The sequence below is a fragment of the Paenibacillus pabuli genome (genome assembly GCF_039831995.1).
Taxonomy (GTDB): Bacteria; Bacillota; Bacilli; order Paenibacillales; family Paenibacillaceae; genus Paenibacillus; species Paenibacillus pabuli_C.
This window is the reverse complement of sequence record NZ_JBDOIO010000003.1, coordinates 1,418,437-1,433,460: the sequence shown is the minus strand read 5'-3', so window position 1 is coordinate 1,433,460 and position 15,024 is coordinate 1,418,437. Positions and strand designations below refer to the sequence as shown.

Annotated in this window: 16 protein-coding genes; 12 read left to right on the top strand and 4 right to left on the bottom strand. The window is 47.8% G+C overall.

Annotation, left to right across the window (positions count from 1 at the left end; all coding sequences use genetic code 11):
• Positions 1–89: 89 nt before the first annotated feature.
• Both ABGV42_RS08365 and ABGV42_RS08360 read right to left on the bottom strand, forming a co-directional pair.
• Entirely contained in the window at positions 90–557 is a 468-nt protein-coding gene (locus ABGV42_RS08365) for a helix-turn-helix transcriptional regulator (RefSeq protein WP_347381265.1), read from the bottom strand.
• Between the two features lie 4 nt (positions 558–561).
• Positions 562–1,206 (bottom strand): GAF domain-containing protein, encoded by a 645-nt coding sequence (locus ABGV42_RS08360; RefSeq protein ID WP_347381264.1) that lies wholly within the window; start codon positions 1,204–1,206, stop codon positions 562–564.
• 121 nt (positions 1,207–1,327) lie between these two features.
• On the opposite strand from ABGV42_RS08360, the gene ABGV42_RS08355 reads away from it, so the two are divergent.
• The 8 genes from ABGV42_RS08355 (at position 1,328) to ABGV42_RS08320 (ending at position 9,026) form a co-directional block, all read left to right on the top strand.
• A complete protein-coding gene (locus ABGV42_RS08355) occupies positions 1,328–1,756 on the top strand; it encodes a class I SAM-dependent methyltransferase (protein WP_347381263.1) in 429 nt (142 codons plus the stop codon).
• The gene (locus ABGV42_RS08350; protein WP_347381262.1) at positions 1,740–2,837 is read left to right on the top strand and encodes a saccharopine dehydrogenase family protein; all 1,098 of its coding nucleotides are present in this window, start codon (positions 1,740–1,742) and stop codon (positions 2,835–2,837) included. Before ABGV42_RS08355 ends, ABGV42_RS08350 begins: the two co-directional genes overlap by 17 nt.
• Positions 2,838–3,048: 211 nt before the next feature.
• A complete protein-coding gene (locus ABGV42_RS08345) occupies positions 3,049–3,342 on the top strand; it encodes a hypothetical protein (protein ID WP_347381261.1) in 294 nt (97 codons plus the stop codon).
• 77 nt (positions 3,343–3,419) lie between these two features.
• Complete coding sequence (locus tag ABGV42_RS08340) at positions 3,420–4,712, top strand: amidohydrolase (RefSeq protein ID WP_347381260.1); 1,293 nt, start codon at positions 3,420–3,422, stop codon at positions 4,710–4,712.
• A 308-nt stretch (positions 4,713–5,020) separates the two neighbouring features.
• A complete protein-coding gene (locus ABGV42_RS08335) occupies positions 5,021–6,856 on the top strand; it encodes a UbiD family decarboxylase (protein ID WP_347381259.1) in 1,836 nt (611 codons plus the stop codon).
• Positions 6,857–7,132: 276 nt separating this feature from the next.
• Complete coding sequence (locus ABGV42_RS08330) at positions 7,133–8,218, top strand: HD-GYP domain-containing protein (RefSeq protein ID WP_347381258.1); 1,086 nt, start codon at positions 7,133–7,135, stop codon at positions 8,216–8,218.
• A 154-nt stretch (positions 8,219–8,372) separates the two neighbouring features.
• The gene (locus tag ABGV42_RS08325) at positions 8,373–8,834 is read left to right on the top strand and encodes an SRPBCC family protein (protein WP_347383180.1); all 462 of its coding nucleotides are present in this window, start codon (positions 8,373–8,375) and stop codon (positions 8,832–8,834) included.
• Between the two features lie 27 nt (positions 8,835–8,861).
• Positions 8,862–9,026, top strand: a complete 165-nt coding sequence (locus ABGV42_RS08320) for a hypothetical protein (protein WP_170948012.1) — start codon at positions 8,862–8,864, stop codon at positions 9,024–9,026.
• Position 9,027: 1 nt separating this feature from the next.
• Here ABGV42_RS08320 and ABGV42_RS08315 read toward each other — a convergent pair whose 3' ends face one another.
• Complete coding sequence (locus ABGV42_RS08315) at positions 9,028–10,278, bottom strand: MFS transporter (protein ID WP_347381257.1); 1,251 nt, start codon at positions 10,276–10,278, stop codon at positions 9,028–9,030.
• Positions 10,279–10,504: 226 nt separating this feature from the next.
• On the opposite strand from ABGV42_RS08315, the gene ABGV42_RS08310 reads away from it, so the two are divergent.
• From ABGV42_RS08310 to ABGV42_RS08295, 4 genes are all read left to right on the top strand, one after another.
• On the top strand, positions 10,505–11,098 hold the full coding sequence (locus tag ABGV42_RS08310) for a TetR/AcrR family transcriptional regulator (protein WP_347381256.1): 594 nt from the start codon (positions 10,505–10,507) through the stop codon (positions 11,096–11,098).
• Positions 11,095–12,189 (top strand): hypothetical protein, encoded by a 1,095-nt coding sequence (locus ABGV42_RS08305; RefSeq protein WP_347381255.1) that lies wholly within the window; start codon positions 11,095–11,097, stop codon positions 12,187–12,189. Before ABGV42_RS08310 ends, ABGV42_RS08305 begins: the two co-directional genes overlap by 4 nt.
• Positions 12,190–12,255: 66 nt before the next feature.
• Complete coding sequence (locus ABGV42_RS08300; RefSeq protein WP_347381254.1) at positions 12,256–12,510, top strand: hypothetical protein; 255 nt, start codon at positions 12,256–12,258, stop codon at positions 12,508–12,510.
• 123 nt (positions 12,511–12,633) lie between these two features.
• A complete protein-coding gene (locus ABGV42_RS08295) occupies positions 12,634–13,605 on the top strand; it encodes a D-2-hydroxyacid dehydrogenase family protein (RefSeq protein WP_347381253.1) in 972 nt (323 codons plus the stop codon).
• A 140-nt stretch (positions 13,606–13,745) separates the two neighbouring features.
• On the opposite strand, the gene ABGV42_RS08290 is transcribed toward ABGV42_RS08295, so the two are convergent.
• Positions 13,746–14,777 carry a LacI family DNA-binding transcriptional regulator gene (locus ABGV42_RS08290; protein ID WP_347381252.1) on the bottom strand — a complete coding sequence of 344 codons (1,032 nt, stop codon included), beginning with the start codon at positions 14,775–14,777 and terminating at the stop codon, positions 13,746–13,748.
• Positions 14,778–15,024 lie beyond the last annotated feature (247 nt).

The window sequence follows — 15,024 nt, the reverse complement described above, 5'->3', positions numbered from 1 at the left end:
AGAACGGGAGCAGGAAGCGGTGTTTTCAAGCGAATATGCCAAAAGAAGCGTGATCCTTAGATGGATTACGCTTCTTTTTGGTATGTCCGTCATTCCTTAAACGGCACGATCATCCTTAAGTTGGAAACGGGATACAAAATACCAAATGAGCTCCCGGCGTGAGTATACACACTTGTCTTGGCGAAAATGGATTTTAAATGATCCTGGACTGTATACGCGGATATATTCATCGCCGCAGCGATTTCTTTGGAAGAGTAGCTGCGCAGCACATATCCGAGCAATTCCCGTTCGCGTGCCGATAAACCGTGACTCTCCGCAAGCAGGGGCAGCAAATCCTGTGGAATGGCCTGTTCAAGTCTGACGGCGATCTGATCCGGACCATTCAACTGCTGCATGCGACTTGCATGCAGCACCAGATAGCGACCATCCAGGAGCTGTATGCAGACTTTGGAAGGTGACTTAGCGGACGACACTGAAGATACAGCCGATAAGAGCGTCTGGCTTAACAAATGAGAACAAACCGCTCGTACCGGACGAGGCAGGATGTCTGGGCCCACTGACTCAAGCTGCTGCAGTTGGGTTAGCCCAATATTGTGCCGAGGCATTGGACGACAATAACTGAATGGAATCAGATATTATCATAATTCCCGGATCGATCGGACTTCCTTGTTTGATCTCGTCCATAAGTGTCAGACGGGTCCTTTTCAACATCCTGGCTATGGAAGTTGTCCACTCCTCAATCCACTGCCCTTCCTCTTCCGAAAAGAAAGGCCGATCCACCTTACGATAGAGGGTCAGGTAACCCCAACACGTCTCGTCACAAATGAGTACAGCTCGAAGCTCATCGCCGAAACCAGCAGGCTGCAAGATCGAACGATATCGCAAACTTCGATCAGGCATATCACGAATGGCTGCCTGTAGAATGGCTGCAGGCTTGTTGCTGCGAATCAAGTCTGCATATTTATGTACATCGTCTTCCGTATATTCGATAATGAACAGCCGATCGTGTATCGCTTCGATGCCCTCTTCTGTCACAGCACCGGTCGATATCAGGGTCTGTGGGTCCACTGTCGTGAAACAATATGCGTCATAGGGGACAACGGCGTGGATTGCTTTCAATACCGCTTCCCGGTAGGTGCGGGAGGACCAGGATCCCTTTTCGAGAGAAGTTATGAATGTTCTGCCTTGTTCTAATGCTGATTTCATATAAGGTGTCTCCTCTCCCCACGGGGATATCCCATTGTTCTGGGATTGTGGGCTTATCGTAGTCTTTTATAATGAAATTAGACGAATCAGGAGTCAAGTCTAACTTCAACACAGAAGGAGTGTGGCAGGAGCGGGTTCAAGAGTCACATTGGAAGGCATGACGGTGGAAGAGCTGCCACCAGATGAGTTATATGACGGGGCGACAAGCATGCTGATGCTGCATTTCATTCAGGGCATGGAGGCGAAGAGGAAGTTTATGACCAGCCTCACAGCGAGGCTAAAGCCCGGAGCACCGCTGATTCTTGCTGCTGTCAATGCAGAACTGGAGTCGCCTGCCCATAAGATCATGATGAATGCATGGAGGGAGCACATGTTATGTGCGGGAGTTACACGGGAAGAATGGGATTATTTTGCAGCTTCCCTGGGAAGGGATTCTGATCCGATTTCGTCCGAGGAGACCGTCACGCTGCTCTCCGAATGTGGTTTTACTCATATTACACGCTATTTTGGAGCATTTTGGGTGGAGGGATATTATGCAAGTCGAATCTAACGTTAAGGCAAATAAAGACCAGATCTGGGTCGTAGGCGGTTATGGTCAAGTCGGGCAGATGATATGTACGCAACTTGGACGCTTGTTCCCGGGCAAGGTGTGGGCGGCAGGTACCCATATGAATCGAGCTCAGGAATTCAGTCGCTCTACAGGAGGGACTGTGCAGCCGCTGCAGCTGGATGTGAGGCAAGGTGTTAATCCAGCCATGCTGGAAACGGTCAAGCTGGTTATCATGTGTGTGGATCAATCAGACACGCGGTTTGTGGAGGCGTGCGCACAATCAGGGACGGATTATATGGATATCTCGGCCAAGGTTGATTTTCTTGCTCAAGTAGAAACGTTACATAAGAAAATGCAGCGTCACAAGGTAACAGCCATGCTGAGTGTGGGACTGTCACCTGGCGTGACGAATCTGCTTGTACGGGAAGCTGGTGCTCAACTGAATCAGGTGGATGAAGCGGATATTACGGTCATGCTGGGACTGGGGGAGAAGCATGGAAAGGCAGCGGTAGAGTGGACTGTTGATCAGATGAATGCGATTTATAATGTGATGAAGGATGGTAAGCCAACCGAGGTTCGGAGTTTCCAGGATGGCAAATGGATTGATTTTGGACCAAAGCTGGGACGCAGAAAAGCCTATCGGTTTAACTTCTCGGATCAACATGCGGTTGCCCGCACGTTGCGTATTCCAACGGTATCAACGCGCCTATGCCTGGATTCCCGCTGGATGACAAGATCCATGGCGATCTCGAAGCGAGCCGGGGTGTTCAGCTTGCTGCGTTTCCCTTCCATCCGAAGCGGGACCGTCAAGGCATTTGGTCTCATTCCCGGCGGAGAAGAGATGTTTGCTGTCAAGGTGGATGCAGCCGGATGGAAACAAGGCAAACCGGTTCGAGTAGAGCAGCTGCTAGTGGGTGAGCGTGAAGCCGATGCGACGGCAGCAGTGGCTGCAGCGGTTGCAGAACGAATGTACCGGACTGAACTGCCCCACGGCGTCTTCCATATTGAACAATGTCTCACCCTGCAAGATGTTCAAAATGCGCTCCCTTCTCCGCTGAATGTCGTGACCGTTATCAAGTGAGAATTTGCATAAATCCAAAAAGCGGCTTCCAATCTTCAATGTATAGATCGAGATGGTTCTATTCTTCTATATATTGTTTCCCGGAGCGAGTGGAATCGAATGATGAAAATGCAGAACTACATATTTGGTCGTACATTCAAGTTGTTATTTTGGCTTACCTCTCCAATCTGCTATGATGGAACCAGAATCATGACAAGAGCGGAGGGGGATCATGACCTGTGTTGCAGTACTGCCATACTATAAAGTACAGAGGGAAGTGACAGGTCTGGCGCAAGAGATCAAGTCGAACGAACGATCCATGATCCTGTACTCGGACAAAATTGTAACGAAATATCGCGAGTTTCATATCAAGGATGTATTCGACATGTCCTTTCGAAGAATGGGAGATGAGGGGGGATTTTTTTACCTCCATACAAGTACCGGAGTGTATCCTTACATGGTGAAAGTTGACCCCAAACCTTTCATCCTAAGTTATAGAAAGATAACGATTCAGAAATATTCATGACTTGACCTTTCCGTTACGTGAAGGCTTATCCTTTGGATCTGAGCTATTTATTTGAATCCAGAGGAGATGTGAAACGAATGGGCATATTGATTCAGCAAGTGATGATTCTATCCATGAAAGACGGAGAGGCCCCCTTCCTGGGGGATATTCGTATTGAAGGAGACCGAATTGCCGAAATCTCGGATCACCTTGCCGCCAAGCCGGGTGACGACATCATGAACGGAAAAAACATGCTTGCCATGCCTGGACTGGTGAATGCGCATCAGCATTCACCAATGAGTTTGCTGCGTGGGTTCTCGGATGATCTGAAGTTAATGGACTGGCTGGACCGCAAAATGCTGCCTGCTGAAGCACAAATGACGCCTGAAGACATTTATTGGGGAGCCCAATTGTCCATGGCCGAGATGATTCGATCAGGCACGACAGCCTATGCAGATATGTACATTCACATGAATGAGATCGCTGAAGCCGTAACGAAAACGGGCATTCGTGCATCTCTCACGCGCGGAATGGTATTCATGGAGGATGATGGTGGACGGAGAATGCAGGAAGGCATTGATCTCGTTCATCGCTGGTCAGGCAAGGCAGATGGAAGAATCACAACGATGTATGGGCCTCATTCGCCATACACCTGTCCTGTAGAACCGCTGAGGGAAGTCATCGGCCTGGCTGAGCAGGATGATATTCCTCTTCATATCCATCTGGCCGAAACCAAGGAAGAGGTCGCGAAGATTCGTGAACGTTACGGGTTGACACCAACGGAATACCTTGAGGAAGCTGGCATGTTCGAGAACGCACATGTGCTGCTTGCCCATGGGGTGCACCTCAATCGCAGAGATATTGGCAGGTTGAAAGGCATGCGTGGAGGCATCGCCCACAATCCGGTCAGCAATCTGAAACTGGGCTGTGGCATTGCTCCCATCACGGACATGATTGCACAGGAGATCCATGTCGGACTTGGAACAGATGGAGCCGGAAGCGCGACGACCGTAGATATGTTTGAAGAGATCAAGGCTGCAACATGGCTGCAGAAGCTGGATTACGGAGATCCGACTCGCTTGCCGGCAAGGCAAGTACTACAGATGGCGACTCGTGGCAGCGCGGGTCTGCTTAAGCTTCAGGAGGATGTAGGCATACTTGAGGTAGGGCGGAAGGCGGATCTGATTCTGATTGATCTGGAGAAGCCCCATCTTCAGCCTGTACATGAGGTGGAGTCGCTACTTGCATACAGCGTTAATGGTGCGGACGTAGACACGACGATTGTCAATGGAGAGGTTCTGATGAGAGGCAGGAAGCTCTTAACGATAGATGAGGATGAACTTTATCGTGAGGTGAAGGTTAGAGCGAAGCGGATCGTTGAGGGAATTTAATATAGTCATTGTTAGGAGTGATAAGAAGCTAGCCCAGAACCGATGTTCTGAGCTGGCTTCTTGCTGTTATCGGGAAGGGAAATGTTCGGGATAGGATTTCCATCTTTAACCTTAATGAGCGAGAATAATATATATATTTTGTTTACTAGTAGATCATTTGATAAAATAGAAGAGACGTAAAGATAGATCGTTTAGGATGAAGTAGATTAGGAAGTGGACTCAGGCATTTGTTCGATGTACTTGTTTTGCACGTCCATGTGAATATATGAACATAAGTATCTATTATATAAAAAGAATGGAGCCATCCCATGAAATATCGCAATATGGAAGATTGCATCAACGATCTGGAGCAGCATGGACATTTAATCCGGATTAAGGAAGAAGTGGACCCGAATCTCGAAATGGCTGCAATACATATGAGAGTGCACGAGGCGAAAGGCCCGGCGCTGCTGTTTGAAAATGTGAAAGGTTCGAAGTTTCAGGCGGTATCCAACCTGTTTGGAACGCTCGAACGCTGCAAATTCATGTTTCGCAACACTCTCGAAGGCGTTCAACGGGTCATGGCTGTGCGGGACGATCCGATGAAGGCACTCAAAACGCCTTTCCAGCACATCAGCACAGGCCTAGCAGCCTGGCAGGCGCTGCCCAAACAGAAGTCGATCAGTCTGCCCGTGTCAGCTCAGGAAATTCAAATCTCGGATCTGCCGCTGATCAAGCATTGGCCTATGGACGGGGGAGCCTTTGTAACGTTGCCACAGGTTTATTCGGAGGACCCGGATAAGCCGGGCATCATGAACTCCAATTTGGGCATGTATCGTGTTCAGCTAAACGGCAACGATTATGCATTGAACAAGGAAATTGGGCTGCACTATCAGATTCATCGTGGTATTGGTATACATCAGGCGAAGGCTGTCAAAAAGGGGGAGCCGCTCAAAGTCAGTATCTTTATCGGCGGTCCTCCAGCTCATACACTATCTGCGGTTATGCCGTTACCGGAGGGTCTCAGCGAATTGACCTTTGCCGGTCTGCTCGCCGGACGCCGTTTCCGCTATAGCTACAAGGATGGATACTGTATTAGCAATGATGCCGATTTTGTCATTACCGGAGATATATATCCAGGGGAAACGAAACCGGAGGGACCCTTTGGGGATCATCTGGGCTATTACAGCTTGACGCATGAATTCCCGCTGATGAAGGTGCACAAAGTGTATGCGAAGCCTAATGCAATCTGGCCATTTACGGTTGTGGGTCGTCCCCCGCAGGAGGATACGGCATTTGGTGATCTGATTCATGAAATTACGGGCGATGCCATCAAACAGGAGATTCCGGGTGTCAAAGAAGTACATGCCGTAGACGCTGCCGGTGTGCATCCTCTGTTGTTTGCGATTGGAAGTGAGCGTTATACGCCGTATCAGACGGTGAAGCAGCCGACGGAATTGCTGACCATTGCGAATCGTATTCTGGGTACGGGGCAGCTTAGTCTGGCCAAGTATCTGTTTATTACAGCTGAGGATCAGCAGCCGCTGGATACCCACCGCGAAGTTGAATTCCTGACCTATATTCTGGAGCGCATGAATTTGCAGCGGGATATCCACTTCCATACCAATACAACCATCGATACGCTGGATTACTCAGGGACGGGGCTAAATACCGGCAGTAAGGTTGTTTTTGCAGCCTACGGTGAGAAGATTCGGGAGTTATGTACAGAAGTGCCGGATACCTTGAAGAATATTCGTGGTTATACGAATGCGCAGCTGATTATGCCAGGGATCGTTTCGATTCAGACGTCAGCTTTTACGAGTTATGAAGAGACGGCGCGGGAAATGCAGCACTTTGCAGAGATGCTGAAGGAACAAGGAGGACTCGATACCTGTCCGTTGATCATCCTGTGCGATGACAGCTCTTTCCTGAGTGCGAACCTGAACAACTTCCTATGGGCTACATTTACACGCAGCAATCCGTCCCACGACATGTATGGGGTAAACAGCAGTTATACGCATAAGCACTGGGGCTGCGACCAGATGATCATTGATGCTCGGGTGAAGCCGCATCAGGCGCCGCCGCTTATACCAGATCCTGCGGTGGAGAAAAGCATTGAACGCTTATTTGTCAGTGGAGCCAGTCTGGCATCGGTCAAGATTTAGCTAAAAAGGGATGGGCCCAAACCGAGGTTTGGGCTTGTTATTTTTCCCACCTCAATGAAACGTAACACTCGATGTACCTTATTCGGCAAAACCGGGATTATTTTAAATAATTGAATGAGAAGAAAGTCTTACTCGTTCGTATTTCCTTTTGCGATTAAGGTCGTTTGAACTATGCATAAAATCAAGAAAATAATCGATATAAAGAAGTATAGGTATTTTGGGGACCCAATCCATCGGGGACTGTTACTATAATGAATTGTTCAGGGGGAATACCGATTGAGAATCCATATTATGAACCTGCAAGACGGAGACCGTCTGACTGCGGATACGTTTAGCGATGCGGGATTGCACATTCTCGGAAAAGGGACTGTCATTAAAAGTGAGGATATTTCCTTGCTCATGCAGCACCGTGTGGACTATGTAGATATTGAATCACGTGAAGAAGAAATTACAGAAGCCGAATTTTTTGCCGCTGCGGCAAAATTTGCAGCCGGTTCAAGCATCAAGGAAGAACCGCCTGAAGAAGAAATGAAATCTCAATTTACACAGACTGTACATAATTACCAAAATGCATTTCTTGAAGCACTAACTGTGGGTAAATTCAATGCTACCATGGTGGACGATGCACTGCAGCCAATGGTGGATGGACTGGATGAGCAAAAGGATGTCGTACATCTCCTGATGATGTTGGAACGTGATGATGTAAACAACTACACGCATTCCATTCAGGTTGGATTGCTGTCCTTCTATCTTGCCAACTGGATGGGGTATTCCCAAAAAGAGAGCTACCAGATCAGCCGTGGCGGCTATCTGCATGATATAGGCAAATGTAGAGTGTCCCACCGGATTCGTAACAAAGTGGAACCGTTAACGGCGGATGAACAGCTTGAATTGCAGCGTCATACCATTTACGGTCATGATATTATCAAGAGTTCCATGACGGATGAAGCGACTGCGCTTGTAGCGCTTCAGCACCATGAACGTGAGGATGGCTCAGGCTATCCGATGCAAATTGATAAAATAGAAATCCATCCGTATACGCAGATCGTGTCTGTGGCCGACGTATACATCGGTATGAGATCTGGCAGTCATGGCGGCAGCAATCCGAACCTGATCAACAATCTGCGTGACATCTATGCGATGGGATTTGGCAAATTGAATGAAAAGCCGGTACAGGCCCTGATGCAGCATCTTCTTCCGAACTTTATCGGCAAGCAAGTGCTTCTGAGCAATGGTGAAAAAGGTGTAATCATCATGAATAATACGTCAGACATTTTCAATCCACTGGTCAAGGTCGAGTCCGAGCAGTATCGCGACTTGTCCAAAGAACGCAGCATCGCCATTAAAGAACTGATTATTTAAGTTTGAAAAAGTTAAAAGTGACAACGGGTCTCCTGCATCATGACAGGGGACCCGTTTTTGTGTAACGGGTGTGGTGCATTGTTCTCTTGGGAGAGCAGGGGTATACTGGGCACAGAATCCATTTTACCTTTAGGAGCGATAAACCTTGATTGAAGTGGTAACTGAAATAACGATACAAGCCCCGATCGAAAAATGTTATGACTACGCCCGGGATATTGATGTCCATACACAGACGGTATGGAAACATACTCGTGAACGCGCTGTATCAGGCGTAACGTCCGGCAAAATAGGTGCCGGGGATACGGTGACGTTTCAGGCTACTCATTTTGGCATAAGGCAGAAACTGACTTCCCGGATTGTTCAGTATGAACGTCCGCATATTTTTGTGGATCAAATGGTAAAAGGGGCATTCCAGAGCATGCGCCATGAACATCATTTCAGCAGGATCGATGACCAGACTACTTGCATGAGAGACACGCTAAAATTTGAAGCGCCCCTCGGTATATTGGGAAGGCTGGCCGAGCGGCTCGTCCTGAAGAAGTATATGTATGCTTTTGTCCATAGCCGCAACACGAAGCTGAAAGCATTGCTGGAACAGATGAACGAACAGGTCTGACGATAATTACATGATAAGGAATGATAAATGATGGAAAATGAATATTTTGTTGGCTGGGGCACCCTTGCGTTAATTAATGCCGGACTTGCTCAAGGGAAAAACAGAAGTGGACTGAACTGGTTTCTGATCTCCCTCTTGTGTGGTCCGCTTGCAACGCTGTTCATCGTTGTATGGAATAAGTTAGAGAAATAATTCAGTCTCCTATATTCGTCGGTAAAGAAGAGGATTGGACTATACTCCGTTGTCGGTAACGGTCAATAGCCCAGAACAGGAAGGCCGCGGCACTCACCCCTGCTCCCAGCCAGCAGACCCCCGTCCATCCTGACCAGGCGTACATCAGGGTTGAAGTAATAGATCCGGTTGCACTGCCGACCGAGTAAAATATCATATATGCAGCAGTAAGCCGGCTCTGGGCTTCAGGACGAACCTGATAGATTAGGCTCTGGTTGGTGACGTGGACTGCCTGTACAGCAAGGTCGAGAACGATGACACCAACGATCAGAAACCATAACGATTGATGAACGAATCCGATCGGCAGCCAGGACAGGAGGAGAAGCAGAAGAGAGAATCCAGTTGTTTGCTGCCCGAGACCCCGATCAGCCAGCTTGCCTGCACGGGCAGCAGCCAGTGCACCTGCGGCACCTGCCAAACCAAAAGCGCCAATGGCTGTATGTGACAACGAGAGTGGAGGTGTGCTGAGTGGAAGGACCATGGCAGTCCATAATATGCTGAATGCAGTAAAAATCAGCATGCCCAGTACGCCCCGGATTCGAAGTATAGGCAGCTCACGGTAGAGTTGTACTACCGAAATAAGCAATTGTACATAATTTAATTTCGTTCGCTCAGGCTCATGCTTCGGCAGAAGAAGGAGCAAGGCGACCACTCCGAGCAAGGTTAACGATGCGGAGAACAGGTAAACAGATCTCCAGCCGATCCAATCATTCATGGTGCCCGCAACCGTTCGAGCCAGCAATATGCCAATTACGATTCCGCTAGTCACGAGGCCAACAATCCGTCCCCGTTCCGAAGGGACAGCGAGTGCTGCGGCAAAGGCAACGAGGGCTTGAGTGTTAACAGCCAGTAATCCGACGAGTGCCATTCCCGTAAACAGAATGGAACTGGATGATGTGGTACCCACGACAAGCAGCGCCGCTACAGAGAAGAGCATTTGCATAATGATGAGTTTCCGCCGATTGAGAAGATCACCCAGGGGAACGAGAAAAAACAGTCCAAGGGCATAACAGATTTGGGTCACCGTGATAATTATGCCGATATGTGAGTGGGAGATACGGAATTCCTCGGCCATGGCATCGAGAAGAGGTTGAGCAAAATAAATGTTGGCGACGGAAAGTCCGCTGCACAGAGCGAAGAGGAGTGCCACGAGCCGGGACATGCCAGGATGAGCTTTTGAAGATGGATGTAATTGCTGAATAGGAGTGTTCATGCGTGTCACCTTTCAATTGAGAATTTTTGATGTTTATAATGTATCGAACGGTACAATATAATTCTGAATTAACATACTTTAACTGTATCCGGAATGTCAATGACAGAATTCCTTTTATAACTTTTTGTTATTTAATCATTGATTTTTCTGAAGATTCAAAATTGACATCATAATGAATGGAAGCTAAAATATAATATATCGGTTGGTACATAAAAGGAGAAAGAATATGGTGAGACAACGGGAGTTTGATACCGATAAAGCGCTTGATGCAGCCATGCGCATATTTTGGGATAAAGGATTTGAAGCAACGTCATTGACTGACCTGACATCCGGCATGGGTATTCAACGTCCCAGCTTGTATGCTGCCTTCGGGGACAAAAAAGAGCTATTTGAGACGGCACTGCGCAGATATACCGCTCTGCATGCTGCTCAAATTAGATCAAGGCTTCAGCCTGAAGGCTCTGTCAAACAAGCATTTCGTGCGCTGTTTGAGCACATTGGGGCGGAAGGGGATGTGTCCGAGCCGAGTCACGGTTGTTTTTGCATTAATACGATGGTTGAACTGGCTCCGCACGATTCGAAATTCGCTGTTCTCACCCGAGAGCACCAGATGTATCTGGCAGTGATTTTTCAGGAGACGATTGAACGGGGACAACGATCCGGAGAATTGTCCGGTAACCTGAATGCAAGTGCTGCTGCGAAGTCTTTGGTTATTTCAATGATTGGATTGACCGTGTTAATGAAATCCGGACCAGAGCGTTCGTTTATCGAGCAAAGTATTGAGGCAGCGTTATTCATTATTGACGGGGAAGCATTATGATCAAGCCGACGGAGAGATTAATGGAGTTATTTCATTCGGGCCGTCCTCTGGACGCGAGTGTAATTCAATTCTACAGTCGAGTTATTGCAAGGTATGGTGACCGGGAAGACGCAGCGGTCTTGCTTCAGTTATATATGGACCATCCGGAGGATTATCGATATGTGCTGCAGCTCGAAGTTATCATGCGCTGCGGTGATATGGAGCTTGCCGTGCAGCTGCATCAGTACAGTTTTGAAAAAGCAAAGCTGAAGGACAGTATGCCCAGTGACGTCCTGCATGTGCTGGGTTACATGGGGTATGGGCTCAGTACCGAATACCTGGTTGATTGCGTTATTTCGAACGATTGGTATTTGTCCAAAGATGCCAGTTTGGCACTGCTGCATATGCCTAGTGATGATCAACATGGACGTTTGCTTGAAAGATTCGAGCAAGTATATGGAGATGCTATATTCCCGGAATTACTGCCTGCATTATGTACTAAATCGATTCCAGCTGATGTTATGGTGCCCAAGCTTCTGGTGTGGGGGGAACAGGCCTCGGTGGACTGTAATGGTGGGCTGGTATTAGGTATTGCGATGTATGGAACATCTCAGAAGGAGCATATTCGAAGGATTTTGTGGAATCCCGACTGGGAGCTGTGCAGCAACGGTACAGGCAGCCATTGGTGGGCTTACGTGGCTATGTCTATGGTTGGATTAACATTTTCGGAACTGATCAGCGAATTGAAGGATGAACTGGGCGTAACCCAATTCACAGATAAAGTGAGTAGTGTTCAGACGTCTCGAACAGAAGTAACTTCGAGCCTGACGGCGGAGCATCGGTTTCAAGTTCTCCATGACCTGCTGCATTTGAAGCTCGAATTCGTTGCACACCCGCTTAGATATGCTCCGGAAAACCAAGAATCAATGATGGACCTGTATCAACAGTTGTTTAGCTGGAGTACACAGCATGTGGATGATTCCATAATAGGTGTGATCATACATGCACTCGGAATGGATCATGTGCTGGTTGAAAGGTATTATCAATTGAGATCCAGGATGGAGCTATCTGTCAGTCACGAAATAGAAATGGATGTCGTTAGGAAAATATAGATCATATGAGACGATAAGTATAGTGAAACGTAAATATAGTAAAATCCAGTCCCAAGGAGGAATTCCATGGCACTTACATATTGGAGATTGTATCTTACTATTTTTTATGTCCTAGGTGTATTGATAACGACTCTTGGTGGAGTAGGTGTAATAACATTTAGTCTCATCATGTTCGGATTATTGGCCCTAGCAGCAATAGAAGCTTCCCTCTTTACCAATGACCAGGGAAAATTAGATCGGTTTGTATTCAAAGTTCGGGGATTGTCAAAGATCACGGTTGCCATCGTAATCACGGCACTCATCTTTAAAATGCTAATCTAAGATGCAGAGGCGGAACTTACTTCCGGCTCTTTTTGTGTCTAAGGACATTAGGCAGACCGGAGTCGAAGGGGTACAATAAAGGGTAGATGTAGGATATACCGCATTTTGAAGGAGGGGTACATATTGCAAGCGAAATTACGTTGTGCCATATTGGACGATTATCAGAACGTCGCCCTGTCATTGGCTGATTGGAGCTCAGTCCTGGATCGGGTTGAAGTTCAAACCTTTAACCATTATTTGGGCTCCGAGGAAAAGGTCATTCAAGAATTGCAAGATGTGGACATCATTATTCTGATGCGTGAGCGTACTCCGTTTCCCGAATCGGTCATATCCAAGCTTCCGAATCTGAAGCTGCTGATTACAACAGGGATGCGAAACGCCTCGATTGATCTGAAGGCTGCAGAACGGCATGGAGTCACGGTTTGTGGGACAGAGGGCAGCTCTAATCCACCCACTGAACTGACCTGGGCTCTTATTTTGGGACTGTCCAGACAGCTGGTTACAGAAAATAATGCCCTGAAATCCAACCGCAACTGGCAGAGCACCGTCGGTATGGATCTGTACGGAAAGACGCTCGGTCTGTTGGGATTGGGCAAGATAGGCACCCGGATGGCCGGGATTGCCAAGGCCTTTGGCATGAACGTCATGGCCTGGAGTCAGAATTTGACACCAGGACAAGCCGGAGAACACGGCGTAATCTGGTGTGAAACAAAGGAAGAGCTGCTGGAGCAAAGTGATATCGTTTCCATTCATCTGGTGCTTAGCGAACGTACTCGTCATCTGATTGGACTAGCCGAATTCCAGCGAATGAAAAAGACAGCACTGCTGATCAATACATCCCGTGCGGGAATTGTGGATCAGGGGGCCATGGTCGAAGCTTTGCAAAGTGGTCTGATCGCCGGAGCAGGACTGGATGTCTTTGAACAGGAACCTTTGCCGGTAAATCATATCATGCGAACGTTGCCCAACGTGCTGGCAACACCGCATTTGGGATATGTGACCCGTGGGAATTATGAGATCTATTATAGTCATGCGGTAGAGAACATCGAGATGTTTCTAAAAGGAAACCCGATCAGACAGTTGCTCGTGAAGTAATAGCAAACGATGTTAGAGTTCTTGCGAGTTTTCATTGAATTGATACAGAAAAACAAATAAGGTGATCCTCAGCCCGAGAATAAAGGCTGCGAGGACACCTTGTTTTTTGCATGAATTTAGCGCACCCTCAGGTGACGTATTTAAGAATGTGGAGGCGAGGAGCGAATCATCGCTACACTCGATTCACGTACGATAAGTCTTGGTTCAAACTGGATGTGCTCATAGTCGGTAGTACTCATCTCACGTATCCGTTTGAGCAGCAATTCCGTCGCCAGCCTGGCGACCTCTTCGCCCATAATGGAAACCGAGCTGATCTGCGGGGACGAGACGGTAGTCCATTGATTATTATCCACCCCAACCACTGCGACATCTTCGGGTACGCGTACACCCAATTCTTTGAACCGGTTAACCAATCCGATGGCAACCATGTCATTGATGGCGTAGACTGCGTCCGGCATATGCGTCAGTCCATGAAAGTAATCCGCTGCGTTGGCGCCGGTATTCAGTGAGAAATCCTCTCCGAAATAGACAAGTGAAATATCGACATGAGGCAGAGCCTGTTCATACGCACGGTAACGCTCTTCAATGATGTCCTTGGGGGCCCCTGCATAGGCAATCCGGGTGCGTCCGATTTTCATCAGATGTTCCATAACCAGTTTTCCCTCTGGCTGTGATAGAGAGACAATATCTGCCTTCATGCCAGGCTCGAGTTTTTTGCCGTAATTAATCATGGAAATGGGGAGAGGGGCCTTGTCGATCAACCCGGGCAGCGTCTTGGGATAAGCAAGCGGCATGAATATCAGGCCGTCCACATGCAGCTTTTTAATATTTCGAATGGTTTCCAGTTCAGTGCGGGCATTTCCTGCCGTATTAATCTGTACCACGTGGTAACCATGCTGTTTAGCCGTTTGTTCCACAGACCAGGATATTTCCGGGATGATGGCATTTCGTATATCCGGTACGACCAGAGCAATCTGATGGGTTTGACGAATTTTAAGGCTCTGAGCGGATGTGTTGGGGACAAAACCAAGCTCCTCAATGGCTTGCATGACCTTATCCCTGGTTTTGCTGCTGATCCCTTCCGAATTATTAATGGCCCTTGATACAGTTGCAATTCCTACTCCCGCAAACTCTGCCACGTCCTTGATGGTGACCTTTTGATCTTTACTCACGTTTGGGTAACCTCACTTTGTTGGAAACGATTCCGATTCTATGGTGTTTTGATGTTGAATTCATGTGTATACTCTGATTATAACACTTTCAGTAAGTCCATAGCCGCTGCCTAATGTGTAATGGAAGTGCCGAGTGTTATGTTATTCCAAGCTTTCATGGACGTTCATCCTGCAAATCTTTGATTACAGGCGAGTGGGACGGGGATATTCGTACTGCAGGCAGACGCATAAAATTCATGAATTCGAC

What these genes read in the sequence shown, in the direction of transcription:
- ABGV42_RS08310 (WP_347381256.1), top strand. Translation starts at nt 10,505, where the DNA reads ATGGTGAGACAACGGGAGTTTGATACCGATAAAGCGCTTGATGCAGCC.
- ABGV42_RS08360 (WP_347381264.1), bottom strand. Translation starts at nt 1,206, where the DNA reads ATGAAATCAGCATTAGAACAAGGCAGAACATTCATAACTTCTCTCGAA.
- ABGV42_RS08315 (WP_347381257.1), bottom strand. Translation starts at nt 10,278, where the DNA reads ATGAACACTCCTATTCAGCAATTACATCCATCTTCAAAAGCTCATCCT.
- ABGV42_RS08300 (WP_347381254.1), top strand. Translation starts at nt 12,256, where the DNA reads ATGGCACTTACATATTGGAGATTGTATCTTACTATTTTTTATGTCCTA.
- ABGV42_RS08305 (WP_347381255.1), top strand. Translation starts at nt 11,095, where the DNA reads ATGATCAAGCCGACGGAGAGATTAATGGAGTTATTTCATTCGGGCCGT.
- ABGV42_RS08350 (WP_347381262.1), top strand. Translation starts at nt 1,740, where the DNA reads ATGCAAGTCGAATCTAACGTTAAGGCAAATAAAGACCAGATCTGGGTC.
- ABGV42_RS08335 (WP_347381259.1), top strand. Translation starts at nt 5,021, where the DNA reads ATGAAATATCGCAATATGGAAGATTGCATCAACGATCTGGAGCAGCAT.
- ABGV42_RS08320 (WP_170948012.1), top strand. Translation starts at nt 8,862, where the DNA reads ATGATGGAAAATGAATATTTTGTTGGCTGGGGCACCCTTGCGTTAATT.
- ABGV42_RS08345 (WP_347381261.1), top strand. Translation starts at nt 3,049, where the DNA reads ATGACCTGTGTTGCAGTACTGCCATACTATAAAGTACAGAGGGAAGTG.
- ABGV42_RS08340 (WP_347381260.1), top strand. Translation starts at nt 3,420, where the DNA reads ATGGGCATATTGATTCAGCAAGTGATGATTCTATCCATGAAAGACGGA.